General features: G+C 37.3%; 12 protein-coding genes and 1 pseudogene. All 13 read left to right on the forward strand.

The genetic code is table 11. The annotated features are described in order from the left end of the window. Positions 1-12 precede the first annotated feature (12 nt). Positions 13-1,410 carry a sigma-54 dependent transcriptional regulator gene (locus MRY82_05760; GenBank protein ID MCI5072432.1) on the forward strand — a complete coding sequence of 466 codons (1,398 nt, stop codon included), beginning with the start codon at positions 13-15 and terminating at the stop codon, positions 1,408-1,410. Between the two features lie 420 nt (positions 1,411-1,830). Continuing rightward, positions 1,831-1,959 (forward strand): annotated as a pseudogene (locus MRY82_05765) (prepilin-type N-terminal cleavage/methylation domain-containing protein). Positions 1,960-2,473: 514 nt separating this feature from the next. Further along, complete coding sequence (locus tag MRY82_05770; protein MCI5072433.1) at positions 2,474-3,355, forward strand: hypothetical protein; 882 nt, start codon at positions 2,474-2,476, stop codon at positions 3,353-3,355. Between the two features lie 24 nt (positions 3,356-3,379). Continuing rightward, positions 3,380-4,309 carry an ABC transporter ATP-binding protein gene (locus MRY82_05775; GenBank protein ID MCI5072434.1) on the forward strand — a complete coding sequence of 310 codons (930 nt, stop codon included), beginning with the start codon at positions 3,380-3,382 and terminating at the stop codon, positions 4,307-4,309. Then, on the forward strand, positions 4,306-5,115 hold the full coding sequence (locus tag MRY82_05780) for an ABC transporter permease (GenBank protein MCI5072435.1): 810 nt from the start codon (positions 4,306-4,308) through the stop codon (positions 5,113-5,115). Before MRY82_05775 ends, MRY82_05780 begins: the two co-directional genes overlap by 4 nt. A gap of 3 nt (positions 5,116-5,118) precedes the next feature. Beyond that, positions 5,119-5,751 carry a hypothetical protein gene (locus tag MRY82_05785; protein MCI5072436.1) on the forward strand — a complete coding sequence of 211 codons (633 nt, stop codon included), beginning with the start codon at positions 5,119-5,121 and terminating at the stop codon, positions 5,749-5,751. A gap of 71 nt (positions 5,752-5,822) precedes the next feature. Further along, a complete protein-coding gene (locus MRY82_05790) occupies positions 5,823-6,512 on the forward strand; it encodes a prepilin peptidase (GenBank protein MCI5072437.1) in 690 nt (229 codons plus the stop codon). Positions 6,513-6,555: 43 nt separating this feature from the next. Then, a complete protein-coding gene (locus MRY82_05795; GenBank protein MCI5072438.1) occupies positions 6,556-7,914 on the forward strand; it encodes a sigma-54 dependent transcriptional regulator in 1,359 nt (452 codons plus the stop codon). 25 nt (positions 7,915-7,939) lie between these two features. Next, the gene (locus MRY82_05800; protein ID MCI5072439.1) at positions 7,940-8,686 is read left to right on the forward strand and encodes a prepilin-type N-terminal cleavage/methylation domain-containing protein; all 747 of its coding nucleotides are present in this window, start codon (positions 7,940-7,942) and stop codon (positions 8,684-8,686) included. A 129-nt stretch (positions 8,687-8,815) separates the two neighbouring features. After that, entirely contained in the window at positions 8,816-10,045 is a 1,230-nt protein-coding gene (gene icd / locus MRY82_05805) for an isocitrate dehydrogenase (NADP(+)) (GenBank protein ID MCI5072440.1), read from the forward strand. A gap of 427 nt (positions 10,046-10,472) precedes the next feature. Continuing rightward, on the forward strand, positions 10,473-11,411 hold the full coding sequence (gene mdh / locus MRY82_05810) for a malate dehydrogenase (GenBank protein ID MCI5072441.1): 939 nt from the start codon (positions 10,473-10,475) through the stop codon (positions 11,409-11,411). Further along, entirely contained in the window at positions 11,408-12,571 is a 1,164-nt protein-coding gene (gene sucC, locus MRY82_05815; protein ID MCI5072442.1) for an ADP-forming succinate--CoA ligase subunit beta, read from the forward strand. The genes mdh and sucC overlap by 4 nt, the downstream gene beginning before the upstream one ends. Before the next feature lie 17 nt (positions 12,572-12,588). Next, positions 12,589-13,458, forward strand: a complete 870-nt coding sequence (sucD, locus tag MRY82_05820) for a succinate--CoA ligase subunit alpha (GenBank protein ID MCI5072443.1) — start codon at positions 12,589-12,591, stop codon at positions 13,456-13,458.

Genomic DNA, 13,458 nt, shown 5'->3' on the forward strand with positions numbered 1-13,458 from the left:
TTAAGAGTGAGAATGTCAATAAAAAGTAAAATAGTAGTTATAGATGATGAAAAAAGTATTCGAGATTTTTTAGAAATCTTACTGGTTCAAGAAGGTTTTGATGTATTGACCATTGATCCTGAGCCAGAGGCATTAAAAAAACTAAAGGACGAAAACTTTGACTTGTTAATTACTGATTTATCTATGCCACACTTTACAGGTATGGATGTTTTAAATTTTGTTCAAAAACATCACCCAAAAAAACCCGTTATTATTATAACCGCCTATGGTTCTCCAGAGTCTGCGGTTGAGGCCATGAAAATAGGTGCTTTTGATTATGTGTTAAAACCGTTTAATGTTGATGAGATGCGTTTGAAAATTAGAAATGCATTGGATCAAAGTCATCTTCTTGATGAGGTTAAGCAGCTTAAAACACAAGTTGAAGCTTCAAATTTTATGGATGAATCTTCAGTTGGAAGAAATGAAAAAATGCAAAAAGTTTTTGCAAGCATCAAACAAATTGCGCCAACGCATACCAATGTCTTGATCTTTGGTGAAAGTGGAACAGGCAAAGAGTTGTGCGCTAGAGCTGTACATAGATATTCAGATCGGGCAAAACAAGCTTTTGTAACAATAAACTGTGGTGCAATTCCAGAGAACTTGATTGAAAGCGAGTTATTTGGTCACAAAAAAGGAGCTTTTACAGGAGCGGATAAAGACAAGAAAGGTTTGTTTGAGTTAGCGCATCAAGGAACTTTGTTTTTGGACGAAGTGGGTGAGTTGCCTTTGATGACTCAAGTCAAGTTATTGCGTGTTTTGCAGGAAGGGCAAATAAGACCTGTTGGCTCTGAAAGTGTTCAAGATATTGATGTGAGAATTGTAGCAGCGACCAATGTTGACTTAAAGCAAGCAGTAAAAGACGGTAAATTTAGAGAAGATTTATTTTACAGACTTGACGTTATTTCTTTTGAACTGCCACCTTTAAGAGAAAGAAAAGATGATATTCCTAAACTTTTGGAGCACTTTGTAAAGAAACACTCCGCATTGAACAAGAAAAAAGAAAAACGTTTCTCAAACGCTGCAATACAAGCTTTATTGAAGTATGATTACCCTGGCAATATTCGAGAGTTGCAAAATATAGTCATGCGCTTGGTGGCTGTTTATCAAGAAGAAGAAATAGATGTCCATCATCTTCCTGATACCGTTAAGGGACAAGGGAGTGGCAATATAGGTTTAGACTCGGCACAATTAGATCTTCCAGAACAAGGCATATCATTGGATGACATAATGGATGGCTATGAAAAACGATGGTTGGAGCAAGCATTGGAAAAATCTAAAGGGGTTAAAAAGCATGCAGCTAAACTCTTAAACATAAGTTTTAGATCGATGCGTTATCGCTTAAAAAAACATGACCTCGCGGACGATGATTAATGTTAATGGTAAAGTGTTTTAATTATGTTCCAAAAGAGACAAAAGCAATTTCTATCCAATCAGGCAGTAGCTAGGTAAAGTCAAGTAAAGCAAACTTAGCTGCACACAAAATCAGTTTTTTCTCTTAAGTCAGTCCTCACGAGGTAAACTTAAACTACTAAAATAAAGTCTATAGTTTTTTAACTGGAAGATAGAACCTTTTTAGCGACAAAAAATGTCATGAAAGACAATTTTTGACCGACAAAAAACGTCACTTATTGACAAATAGGGAAGTATTTTTTTTTAAGCTATTGAAAATAAAGGTTTTTCGTTTTTGGCATAGGGTTTGCTTTAAGTATGGCTGTCCTAGCTTTTAAGAGGTTTAAAAGCATTAAAAAACTGGTAGAGCTTGCGCTTTACCCAAACATTTAAGGAGAATAAATGTTAAAAAAATTTAAAAATGAAAAAGGCTTTACGCTTGTTGAGTTGATGATTGTTGTTGCAATTATCGGTATTTTGGCGGCTGTTGCAATTCCAGCTTTCATGAAATACATTAAAAAATCAAAAACTGCAGAGTTCCCACTTGTGATGAACAAAATTTACCAAGGTGAATTGGTTTATTTCATGACGCCTCAGGTGACTCAAGCCGGTGCTGTACAAGACAATCAGTTCTTGACATGTGCATCAACACCAGCTTTAGCAAGCATTGGTTCTGTTAAAACATCTCCAGACTTTACATCAAGCAACTGGCCTCAGTTGAATATTCAGGTTGAAGGTCCAGTTTATGCTTCTTACAGTGTTCTGGCATCAGGCACAAACGCAAGTTCAGCGATGTCAATCACCGCTACTTATGACTTAGATGGTGATAGCAATACAGCATTTAAACAGTTGGTTGCATCAATCGACGCTAACGGTGAAGTTTCTCGCGGTGCAGACTTCTACGATGGTGGTGCAGATTAATTTTTTAATCTAAATCAACACTTAAAAAGTGCGCTTTTTTAAAGCGCACTTTTTTTTTGCATTTTTCTTAGTATCTTGGCTTGAAAAATTGCACTTTTAGAATTTGCCTATAAAATCACATCTAATGCTAAAAAAGATTTTGCAGGCAAGCTTACTTGGGGTTTTACTATGCTTTGTTTACATAGAACATGGAAAACTGAGCTATTACCTTGAAGACCAACTTCCAGTTGAAAAGCACATCTATTTACCCAAATCAAATCTTATCAAGCCCCTTTTGTTGGGGCATGAAAGCGTCGGTGCCGATTTGGTTTGGATACGTTCTCTTGGATATTTTGCTGATCTTATGAATTTTAATCAAGGCAAACAAAGTTACCTTGAAGCTTTAATTAACTTTGCTACAGATTTAGACCCTCGTTTTGAAAAAGTATACATATGGGCAGGAGCAGTAACCATTTATAATTCTGGTTTGATCACAGAAGATAAAATTAGAGCCAGCAACAGAATTTTAGAAAAAGGTTGGAAGTACATACAGAATGATATTGAAGGATGGAAGCACCACCCAGATTATTGGATGATTCCACAAATGATAGGCTTTAACTATGCCGTTGAACTCAAAGATAAAGAAAAGGGAGCGCCATTTATTGAGTCATTGGCCAATATGCCCAATGTACCCGAGCATTTTAAGACCTGGTCTGCCAATTTGTATAGTAAAACAGGCAAAAATGAAGAAAGTGTACGCTTGATGGAGACTTTGTTTGCCATTGAAAGTTTAAAGACACAGTTGGGTACGGTCAGTGACCAAAACGCTAAACGACAAATTGAAAGTAAGCTGCGTTATTATCATGCCCAGGTTGAAAACAACCAAGAAGATTTAGATAAAAGACTAAGAGATTTAAGAGAAAAAATTGAAATTTATAAGCGTGATTGGCTTGAGCTTATGCCTTTTGTAGACTTTGATTTTTATTTATTACTGCGTAATGCTAGTGAGAACGAGAAAATAATATAAGCAAAAAAAGTGGAAAACTGTATCATGAGAGAAAAAATAATTGAGATAAATTCTGTTGGTAAAGCATTTAAAACTGATTTTTGGAAAAAGCCTATTGTTGCTTTGAAAGATGTAAGTTTTTCAATTGAAAAAGGGTCTTTATTTGGTCTGATTGGTCCCAATGGTGCTGGGAAAACAACTTTAATAAAAATATTGCTAGATTTGGTTAGACCTTCTTACGGCAGTGTGAGCGTATTTGGGCAAGCTTGGACAGAGTCTAACATTAAGTCAAGAATTGGTTATCTGCCCGAGCAAACCTATTACTATGACTACTTAAAGCCAGAAGAGGTTTTAAAGTTATATGGTAAATTGTTTGGTTTAAGTAGCGCACAGATTGAACAAAAGAGTGTAGAGCTGCTTAAACTGGTTAATTTATATACCCGGCGTGATAGAAAACTGTCACACTTTTCAAAAGGGATGTTACAAAGAATTGGTATTGCACAAGCTTTAATCAATGACCCAGAGTTGGTGATTATGGATGAACCCATGAGCGGATTAGATCCTGTTGGTCGTAAAGAAGTCAGAGATATCATTTTGAATCTGAAAGATAAGGGTAAAACTGTTTTAATTGCATCTCACATTTTAAGTGATGTGGAGGCTTTGTGTGATAATGTTGCAATTATTATTGATGGTCAATTAAGAGCTTCGGGCCCCATATCAGATATGGTTAATGCCAATGTCAAAAGAATTGATATGACGCTGCAAGGAAATCATGTCAGTTTATTTAAAGATAAAGAAAAGTACGGTGTTAGAAAGGTTGGTCAAGATACCATTGTTTCACTGGCAAAAGAAGACTATTTAAATGCTGCATTAAATATTACCCAAAGTCACGATATTAATGTTTTGAGCGTTCATCGACATAAAGAAACCCTTGAGGATATTTTTGTTGATCAGGTAAAGGAAGACGTAAAATGATTCAAAGAATTTATGCCATAACATTAAATACTTTTAGAGAAGCCATCAGGCAAAAAGTTTTATATGCTCTAGCCTTGTTTTCAGTTTTTATAGTTTTGCTTTCTTTATTTTTAGGTCAGTTGACTTTGGGAGCAGACGTTAAAATCATCAAAGATATGGGTTTAGCATCCATGATGTTTATTGGTGTAATGATATCAGTTTTTATTGGGGTAGGGCTAATCTTTAAAGAAGTGCAACGTAAAACCATTTACACCTTACTTTCTAAGCCCGTCCAACGTTATGAGTTTATATTAGGAAAGTTTTTTGGTTTGTGTGCGACGATTGCTCTTGAGCTTTTGTGTATGGCGATATTGCTGTTTATTGTTTTGAGTTTTTACAAAGAACCTTTAGACTTTAACTTAATAAAACCCATGGTACTTATTTTTTGTGAATTGTGCATCATTGTGGCTGTTGCCTTATTGTTTTCTTCATACAGTTCATCATTTATGAGTATTATTTTTACTTTGGGCATTTTGTTTTTTGGTCATGCTACGGATGATTTTGTGATGATTGTTAAAAATCAGATTTACGCATTGGCAGCAGAAAGTGGCCAGCAAGCTATGTCATCCTGGATCAATTTCTCTGTTAATTTATTGGATGTATTGGAATCTTTTAGTTTAGACATTTTTGCAATCAATGCAAAAATAGTCCATGGCGTCATGATCCCATGGAGTTATGTTATTCATGCAGTTTTTTATGCATTGTGTATCATTGCTTTAATTCAGGCATTAACAATATGGGTTTTTAACAAAAAAGATTTACAATAAATAATGTCCTCTAACATCAATACAAAACAAGTGTTTGGCTATATTGGAGTAGCGTGTGTATTGGTTTTTTTGTACAGTAACGTTCGATCCTGTATAGCCTATCATCACGCAAACGCAATGTTAGAAAAAGGTCATCATCAACAGGCCATTGATGCTTATGGTGAGTCAATTCGTTGGTACGCACCGATAAATCTATGGAATTATAAGTCAGTAAAAAAATTACAGATGTTGGCAAATAACTTTCAACTTGAGGGTTTGGTTGGGCCAGCAAAAATGGCTAACCTTGAGTTAAGATCCTCTCTTTCATCAGTGAGAGGTATATATTTTCCCATGTTTTCTATTGCATCCAGTAGCAGCAAAAAATATGTAGACTTGTTGATTAGTGAATTGAGTATGCTTTCTTCTAGCAGTATAGATTTTAAAATTTTAAAACAAAAGTATATGTTAAATCAATATCGACATAAGCATACTTTATTAAGTTTTCTTTTTGTTTTTTGGTTCATCAGTATTGCAATTTGGAGTTTGAAGGCCTTTGATAACAAAGGCCAATTTTATCCGCATAAAGTCAATTATGCCTGGAGTGCTTCCAACATTGTTGTTATGGGGTTATGGTTATGCCTATTGATTTATCTATAGTGGAACAATTTATTTATCTTGTTTTGGTTTTTTGCTTTGGGGCATGTGTCGGCAGTTTTTGTGGAGTTTGTATGTACCGCTTGCCGCATGCAAAAAGCATAACTTTCTCAAGGTCACACTGTATCTCATGTGGGCACTCAATTGTGTGGTATGATAATATCCCCATTCTTTCATGTCTTTTACTCAAAGCCAGGTGTCGCTTTTGTTATGCCTACTATGGTTACTTACATTTATTCTATGAGTTTCTGTATGGTGTGGCAGCTGTTTTTTTATGGCTTTATTTTGATAGCTACATTTTAGCTCTGTATGGATTTGCATTGTTTTCAATTATTATGATCATTACAGATATAGACTTCAGGTTTAAAATTATTCCGGATGAAGTTCTTATTTTTGCTATGGTCTTAGGTGTATGCATGTTGGGGCTAAGTTATGTTTTTCAACTGCCATGGCCAGTCAATGTTTATGAAGCTATTTTAGGCTCAGTAGGAGGTTTTGGGTTTTTATGGCTAATTTCTTTTGTATACAGCATGGTCAGAAATAAAGAGGGCTTGGGTTTTGGAGATGTGAAAATGATGGCCTGGATTGGTTTGCATGTTGGTCTTTTAGGTGTAGCACAAGTTTTGTTTTTTGCATCTTTGCTTGGTGTTGTTATGTGGGTGTTGGCAAAAATAATATACCAGTTTAAAAAAGACGATGCGATTGCTTTTGGGCCATATCTTGGAGGGGCTTTTTTAGTGATTTGGTTGCTAATGTTTGCTTAATGTTGGCAAAGAGATAGTATATTTTTAGCATATGTTAAGTGGCTTGAAAGTATTGATCCATCAAAAAAGTTTTCAGGATGCCCAAACTTTTGCTTTTCGTTTGAAGCAAGAAGAAGTTGAGACAGCATACTGTCGGCAGTTAAACGAGTATCAATCTGTATTAAAAGACTTTAGACCGAATTACTTTATCCTTGAAATAGAATACATGGATGACAATATAGTTGAGTTGCTTGAGGATATCATTGAGCATTACCAACATGTTTTTATTATTGTTATGGCCAATCAAAAAAACTTTGATGATGCCACAAGGGCAATGCAAAGCAAAGCCTTTGATTATTTTTTTAAGCCAGTAAAAGCAGATGATTTGGTTTTTTCCCTAAAAAAACATGAGTTAAGAAAAAAATACAGCAATAAGCAAAAGGATCTTGGTCAAGCTGATGTCTTTAGTAATATTATATCCAACAGTAAAACGATGCAGCAAGTTTTTACAACAGTCGAAAAAATAGCGCCATACAAAACAACGTGTTTGGTTTTAGGTGAAAGTGGAACGGGTAAAGAGTTGTTGGCCAATGCTATTCACCAAACCAGCACAAGAAAAAATAAACCTTTTGTTACAGTCAATTGCGGAGCCATTCCAGAAAACTTATTAGAAAGCGAGCTCTTTGGTCATAAAAAAGGAGCCTTCACAGGTGCCGTCAGTGATAAAAAGGGCTTATTTGAAGAAGCAGATGGTGGAACATTATTTTTAGATGAAATTGGTGAGTTACCTTTGCTTTTGCAGGTTAAGCTGCTTAGGGTTTTACAAGAAGAAGAGATACGCAAGGTTGGTGACATTCAGGCAAAAAAAATAGATGTTAGAATTATTGCAGCAACTTTAAAAAACCTAGAAGATGCAGTGAATAAAGGGAACTTTAGAGAAGATTTGTATTACCGTTTGAATGTCTTGCCTATTCACTTGCCAGCACTCAAAGAAAGAAAAGAAGATATTCCACTTTTGATTGAACACTTTATTCAAAAGAAAAATAAAAAATTATCATCAAATGTGGAATCCATAACTGAGGAAGCATTAAAAAAACTACTGGATTATGATTGGCCCGGTAATATCAGGGAGCTTGAAAATACAATCGAACGATCAATGATTCTGGTCACAGGTAAAGAAATAACGGTAGAAAACCTACCTGCTCAATTTCAAGCTAATAGCATGACAGGAGCTGTATCTGGTGAAAACTATAAATTTGAACTTGCTTCATTGTCAATTAAGAAAATGACTCGAAAAATCGAAGAAGACTTAATCTTAAAGGTTTTAGATCAAGTTGAGGGCAACAGGACCAAAGCGGCTAAAATTTTAGAAATTAGTCATAGAGCATTGCTTTATAAAATAAAAGAGTACGGAATTTCTTAGGTTTTTGTTAGAATAGTCTTATAGGATGAAGCAGTTAGCAAAAAGTAGCAAGGCATTTACAGTGATAGAGCTGTTGGTTGCGTTGATGGTTTTGTCTATAGGTCTTTTAGGTGTTGTTTTGATGACAACCATGCTTAAGCGACGTGCCGTAGGGGCTTCTCAAATGTCTAAAGCTGTTAACTTGTGTCAAACAAAGTTAGAGCAAATGAAGGAACATAATTGGGTTGATGTGGGTTCAGTCACGGATGCAGGAACATCAGATGAAATGTATGTTTATGGGAGAGAATCAGGAAAAATGATTCAAAAAGCCGATATCAATGAACTGGGCAATACTTGGGCAGAACAATTTGCCGTAGAGTCGACCAAAGCTGCATCACCCTGTAGTGGGGAATCTTTACCAGCTCAATCAAGCACCAATGACTGTGCAACAGCACTAAGAAAGCTTGGCTCGTATCGGTTGAAATTGACCATGACCGTCTGCAAGGGAGAAGATTATAGCAGTACTGGAACACCTCCGGCAGGAACTTCTACAATTTTAGAAAAAATTGACGGGGTCGTAAAACCTTACAAAGAACCAGACTGCCGAGTCAAAATAACAGACACAGAGCGCCCAGTTTCTTTAGCATGTCAAAGCTCAGATTTAACTGCAGATCCTGCTAGTGAAGCGGCTGATGATGAAAAAATTGTTAAAGTTTTATGCTCTTGGCGATCATCGCAAGGTTCATGTTTTTCTGTTGCGTCTGAAACCACTTTGGTTGATTTAAACCTTTAATTTACATAAACGCAGCGGCTTTAGTCTTTAATAATATGCTCTCTTTGTAATATACCGGCAAAAAAGTAATATTTATTGAGTTTTTGTGTTTGAGTGTTATATCTACAGCCAATAGCTGAGGAGGACACATTGGTCGAACAAAACGGAAAAAAAATTGAATTTGATAGTAAGCACAAGCCCATTGTTTCTGATAACCCCACAATACTTTTTATTGAAGGTGATGGCGTTGGCCCTGACATCTGGAGAGCCAGCCAAAATGTTTTTGATTCAGCTGTTGAGTTTGCTTATAAAGGTCAAAAAAAAGTTGCCTGGAAAGAGATTTTTGCCGGTGAAAAAGCCAAAGAAAAGTATGATGATTACCTTCCTCAAGAGACTTTAGATGCAATTAAAGAGTATAAAATTGCCATCAAAGGTCCGTTAACAACACCTGTAGGTGGAGGGTTTAGAAGTTTAAATGTAGGCTTAAGGCAGATTTTTGATTTGTATGCTTGTGTTCGACCCATTAAGTATTTTGATGGTGTAGAAGCACCTATCAAACGACCACAAGATGTAGATATGGTTGTTTTTAGAGAGAACACGGAAGATGTTTACGCGGGCATAGAATGGGAAGCGGGTTCTGAAAATGCCAATAAGCTGTTGCACTTTTTAAATGGAACATTGAACTGTAAATTAGATTTAGCCTATGGTTTAGGTATAAAACCTATCAGTGAAAAGGGCTCAAAGCGTTTGGTTAAAAAAGCTATTGAGTATGCCATTGAAAGAAATTTACCATCCGTCACCTTGGTCCACAAAGGTAATATTCAAAAGTTTACAGAGGGTGCTTTTGCAAAGTGGGGCTATGAATTGGCTAAAGAAGAATTTTCTGAGCAAACCATTACTGAAAAGGAACTGTTTGATCAATACAATGGTCAGTGTCCAGCTGGTAAAATAGTCATCAAGGATAGAATTGCAGATGCCATGTTTCAACAAGCATTGCTAAGGCCAAAAGAGTACAGTGTTTTGGCTACAACCAACTTAAATGGTGATTATTTATCAGATGCTTTGATTGCGCAGGTCGGTGGACTAGGTTTAGGGCCAGGCGCTAACTTGGGTGAAGAAATTGCAATTTTTGAAGCTACTCATGGCTCGGCACCAAAATATACTGGTATGGATAAAGTAAACCCTGGTTCAGTAATTTTATCAGGTGTTATGATGTTTGAACATATGGGTTGGACTGAAGTTGCAAATTTGATTAAAACATCTTTGCAAACCACTATAGCCAACAAAACTGTGACCTATGATTTAGAAAGGCAAATGGATAATGCAACATTGTTAAAATGTTCAGAGTTCGGTGAGGCAATTGTAAAAAACTTTAAATGAAATAATATGAGGGTTTAATAAATATTAATTAAATTTTTAAAGAATCAGTTTGAAATATATTGATCCTAATGGCTCACACAATTGGCTGGCTTTGCCAGCCAAGACTCGCCATACGGACAAAAATATTTCAAATGTAATAACAAGCCAATTTTATATTGGTTTGTTCACGGGAGTGAAAAAATAAAAACAAAGGAGAGACAAGGCCTCGTGCTGTAGTCGACCTGAGTGGGCGCCGCAAAAGCGGCATAAGTTGTACTAGATCATCGCAAGGCAAAAGCCTTGCTCTTCACAAGTACAGCTTTATGAATTGATCCAAAACGACGTTTTTGGATCAAGAAGGGGCGGGCTTTGCATAAGAACCTGTAAGACACGGGGTCTAACAGGTTCTAAAGATCCCCCTTAGAAAGAAATAACAAGAGGAGAGATAATGGGAAGAAAGAAAATAACAATTGTAGGTGCTGGAAATGTCGGCGCAACAGCTGCTCATTGGGCTGCTCAAAAGGCTTTAGGTGATATTGTATTGATTGATATTGCTGAAGGTATTCCACAAGGTAAAGCTTTGGACTTGATGCAAGCAGCTCCTATTGAAGGTTACGATGTTAATATCATGGGTACGCAAGATTATAAAGATACAGCAGACTCTGATGTTGTTGTGATCACTGCTGGTTCACCGAGAAAACCTGGAATGAGCCGTGATGATTTGCTTTCTATCAATGCAAAAATTGTTAAAAGTGTGACCAGTGAAATTGTGAAGTATTCACCCAATTGTATCTTGATCGTTGTTTCTAATCCTTTGGATGCCATGGTTTATGTGGCTTCTGAAGTGAGTCAGTTTCCAAGAGAAAGAGTGTTTGGTATGGCGGGTGTGTTGGACTCTGCGCGTTACCGTTGCTTTTTGGCAGAAGCACTGGAGTGTTCTGTGAAAGATGTTTTTGCTTTTGTTTTGGGAGGTCACGGAGATACCATGGTGCCTTTGCCTAAATATTCTACCATGGCCGGTATTCCAATTACAGAGCTACTGAGTGAAAACAAAGTCAATGAAATTGTAAATAGAACCAAGCATGGTGGTGCAGAAATCGTCAACTTTCTTAAAACCGGCTCCGCATTTTATGCGCCTTCAGCCGCAATCGTAGAAATGGTTGAGAGTATTTTGTATGACCAAAAACGTGTTTTACCCACTTGTGTAAAATTGCAAGGAGAATTTGGTATAGACAATACCTTTGTGGGGGTTCCTGTTAAGTTAGGTAGCAAGGGTGCTGAACAAGTTGTTGAAGTTAAGTTAAATGAAGAAGAAAGCAGTGCGTTAAATACGTCAGCGGCTGCAGTTAAAGAGTTGATGAGCTCGGTAGCGAGGTTTATAGGATGAATATTCATGAGTATCAAGCCAAGCAGTTATTTAAAACTGCTGGTATTCCAGTGTTAAATTCAATTGTTGCAAAAAATGCTTCAGAAGCTGAGCAAGCAGCCAAAGATCTTGGTGGAGATGGCCCTTGGGTTGTTAAAGCGCAAGTTCATGCTGGCGGTCGCGGTAAAGCTGGGGGTGTGAAGCTTTGCAAAAGCTTAAGTGAGGTCAAAGAGACAGCAGAAGAAATTTTAAGCAAGCCTCTGGTAACGCATCAAACAGGACCGCAAGGTGTTCCTGTACCCTGTGTTCTGGTTGAAGAGGGCTGCGCTATTGATAATGAGCTGTACTTTGCAGCTGTTTTAGACAGAGAAACCGCTAGCATTACTCTGATGGCCAGTCAAGAGGGGGGTGTTGAGATTGAAGAAGTGGCTGAGGCAACACCAGAAAAGATTATTAAAGTCAAAGTTGACCCTGGTTATGGTTTAGATGCTTATCAAGCGCGTCAACTGTGTTTTGGCTTAGGTTTAGATAAAGCTTTACATAAAGATTTTTCTGCATTGGCCAAGAATTTAACCGACTTATTTACAAAATTAGATTGTTCCTTGGTAGAAATTAACCCCTTGGTGATTACCAAAGACAATACATTGGTCGCCCTTGACGGTAAGGTTAACTTTGATGAAAACGCACTGTACAGACATAAAGAGTTGTTAGAACTTCGTGACCTTAGCCAAGAGAATGAACGTGATATTGAAGCTCAAAAGTGGAATCTCAATTATATTGACCTTGAGGGTAATATTGGTTGTATGGTCAATGGCGCTGGTCTAGCGATGGCTACCATGGATACCGTTAAACTTTACGGTGGAGAGCCTGCAAACTTCTTGGATGTTGGTGGCGGAGCAACCACTGAAATGGTGAGTGAAGCATTTAAGATTTTGGTCAGTGATAGCAATGTTAAAAGTATTTTCGTTAATATTTTTGGTGGTATCATGCGTTGTGATGTGTTGGCTGAAGGTATAGTACAAGCTGTTGAGCAAGTCGGTTTAGAAATCCCTCTTATTGTGCGTCTGGAAGGAACCAATGTCGATAAAGGACGAGAAATTTTAAACGATTCAGGCTTAAATATTCAAGCAACTTCGGATATGGGTGAAGCTGCACAATTGGCTGTTGCCTCAGTAAAGTAAATAGGGAGAACGTAACGATGTCTATTTTAGTTGATAAAAATACAAAAGTCATTGTGCAAGGGATTACCGGTAAAAACGGAACATTCCATGCAACAACCTGTAAAGAATATGGCACTCAAATTGTTGCTGGTGTTACACCTGGCAAAGGTGGTCAAAATGTAGAAGGTATTCCTGTTTACAATACGGTTGCCGAAGCCAAACAAGATCATGATGTTGATGCAACCATGATTTATGTTCCAGCTCCTTTTGCTGCCGATGCGGTTTTAGAGGCTGTAGAGAATGAAATTCCACTCATTGTCTGCATAACAGAAGGTATCCCTGTAATGGATATGATTCGTGTTAAGCGTGCCGTTGCTTTAAGCAAAAGCCGTTTGATTGGGCCGAACTGTCCTGGAATTATTACTCCTGGTGGAGCAAAAATAGGTATTATGCCGGGCTATATACATAAACCAGGTAGAGTGGGGATTGTATCTAAAAGTGGTACCTTGACCTATGAAGCAGTTCATCAAGTTAGCCAAGCTGGCCTTGGACAGTCAACGTGTGTTGGTATTGGTGGGGACCCCATTATTGGTTCAACATTTTTAGATATTTTACCTTTATTTGATCAGGATGAAGACACGGACTTAGTGATTATGCTTGGTGAAATTGGGGGTAACGCTGAGCAGGAAGCCGCTCAACTGATTAAAGAAACCTTCAATAAGCCCGTGGTTGGTTTTATTGCCGGAACAACGGCGCCGGAAGGACGAAGAATGGGACATGCTGGCGCTATTATTTCTGGTGGAAAAGGCACAGCCAAAGAAAAGAAAGAAGTGATGAACGCATGTGGCATTACTGTGGTTGACAACTTGACTGAATTGGGTAAAACCGTCAGCAGTATTTTAAAATAA

It is taken from the genome of bacterium (assembly GCA_022763185.1).
GTDB lineage: Bacteria > Bdellovibrionota_G > JALEGL01 > JALEGL01 > JALEGL01 > JALEGL01.

Coding starts and splice junctions, on each gene's coding strand:
- MRY82_05760 (MCI5072432.1), top strand. CDS start 13: ATGTCAATAAAAAGTAAAATAGTAGTTATAGATGATGAAAAAAGTATT.
- MRY82_05770 (MCI5072433.1), top strand. CDS start 2,474: ATGCTAAAAAAGATTTTGCAGGCAAGCTTACTTGGGGTTTTACTATGC.
- MRY82_05775 (MCI5072434.1), top strand. CDS start 3,380: ATGAGAGAAAAAATAATTGAGATAAATTCTGTTGGTAAAGCATTTAAA.
- MRY82_05780 (MCI5072435.1), top strand. CDS start 4,306: ATGATTCAAAGAATTTATGCCATAACATTAAATACTTTTAGAGAAGCC.
- MRY82_05785 (MCI5072436.1), top strand. CDS start 5,119: ATGTCCTCTAACATCAATACAAAACAAGTGTTTGGCTATATTGGAGTA.
- MRY82_05790 (MCI5072437.1), top strand. CDS start 5,823: ATGTACCGCTTGCCGCATGCAAAAAGCATAACTTTCTCAAGGTCACAC.
- MRY82_05800 (MCI5072439.1), top strand. CDS start 7,940: ATGAAGCAGTTAGCAAAAAGTAGCAAGGCATTTACAGTGATAGAGCTG.
- mdh (MCI5072441.1), top strand. CDS start 10,473: ATGGGAAGAAAGAAAATAACAATTGTAGGTGCTGGAAATGTCGGCGCA.
- sucC (MCI5072442.1), top strand. CDS start 11,408: ATGAATATTCATGAGTATCAAGCCAAGCAGTTATTTAAAACTGCTGGT.
- sucD (MCI5072443.1), top strand. CDS start 12,589: ATGTCTATTTTAGTTGATAAAAATACAAAAGTCATTGTGCAAGGGATT.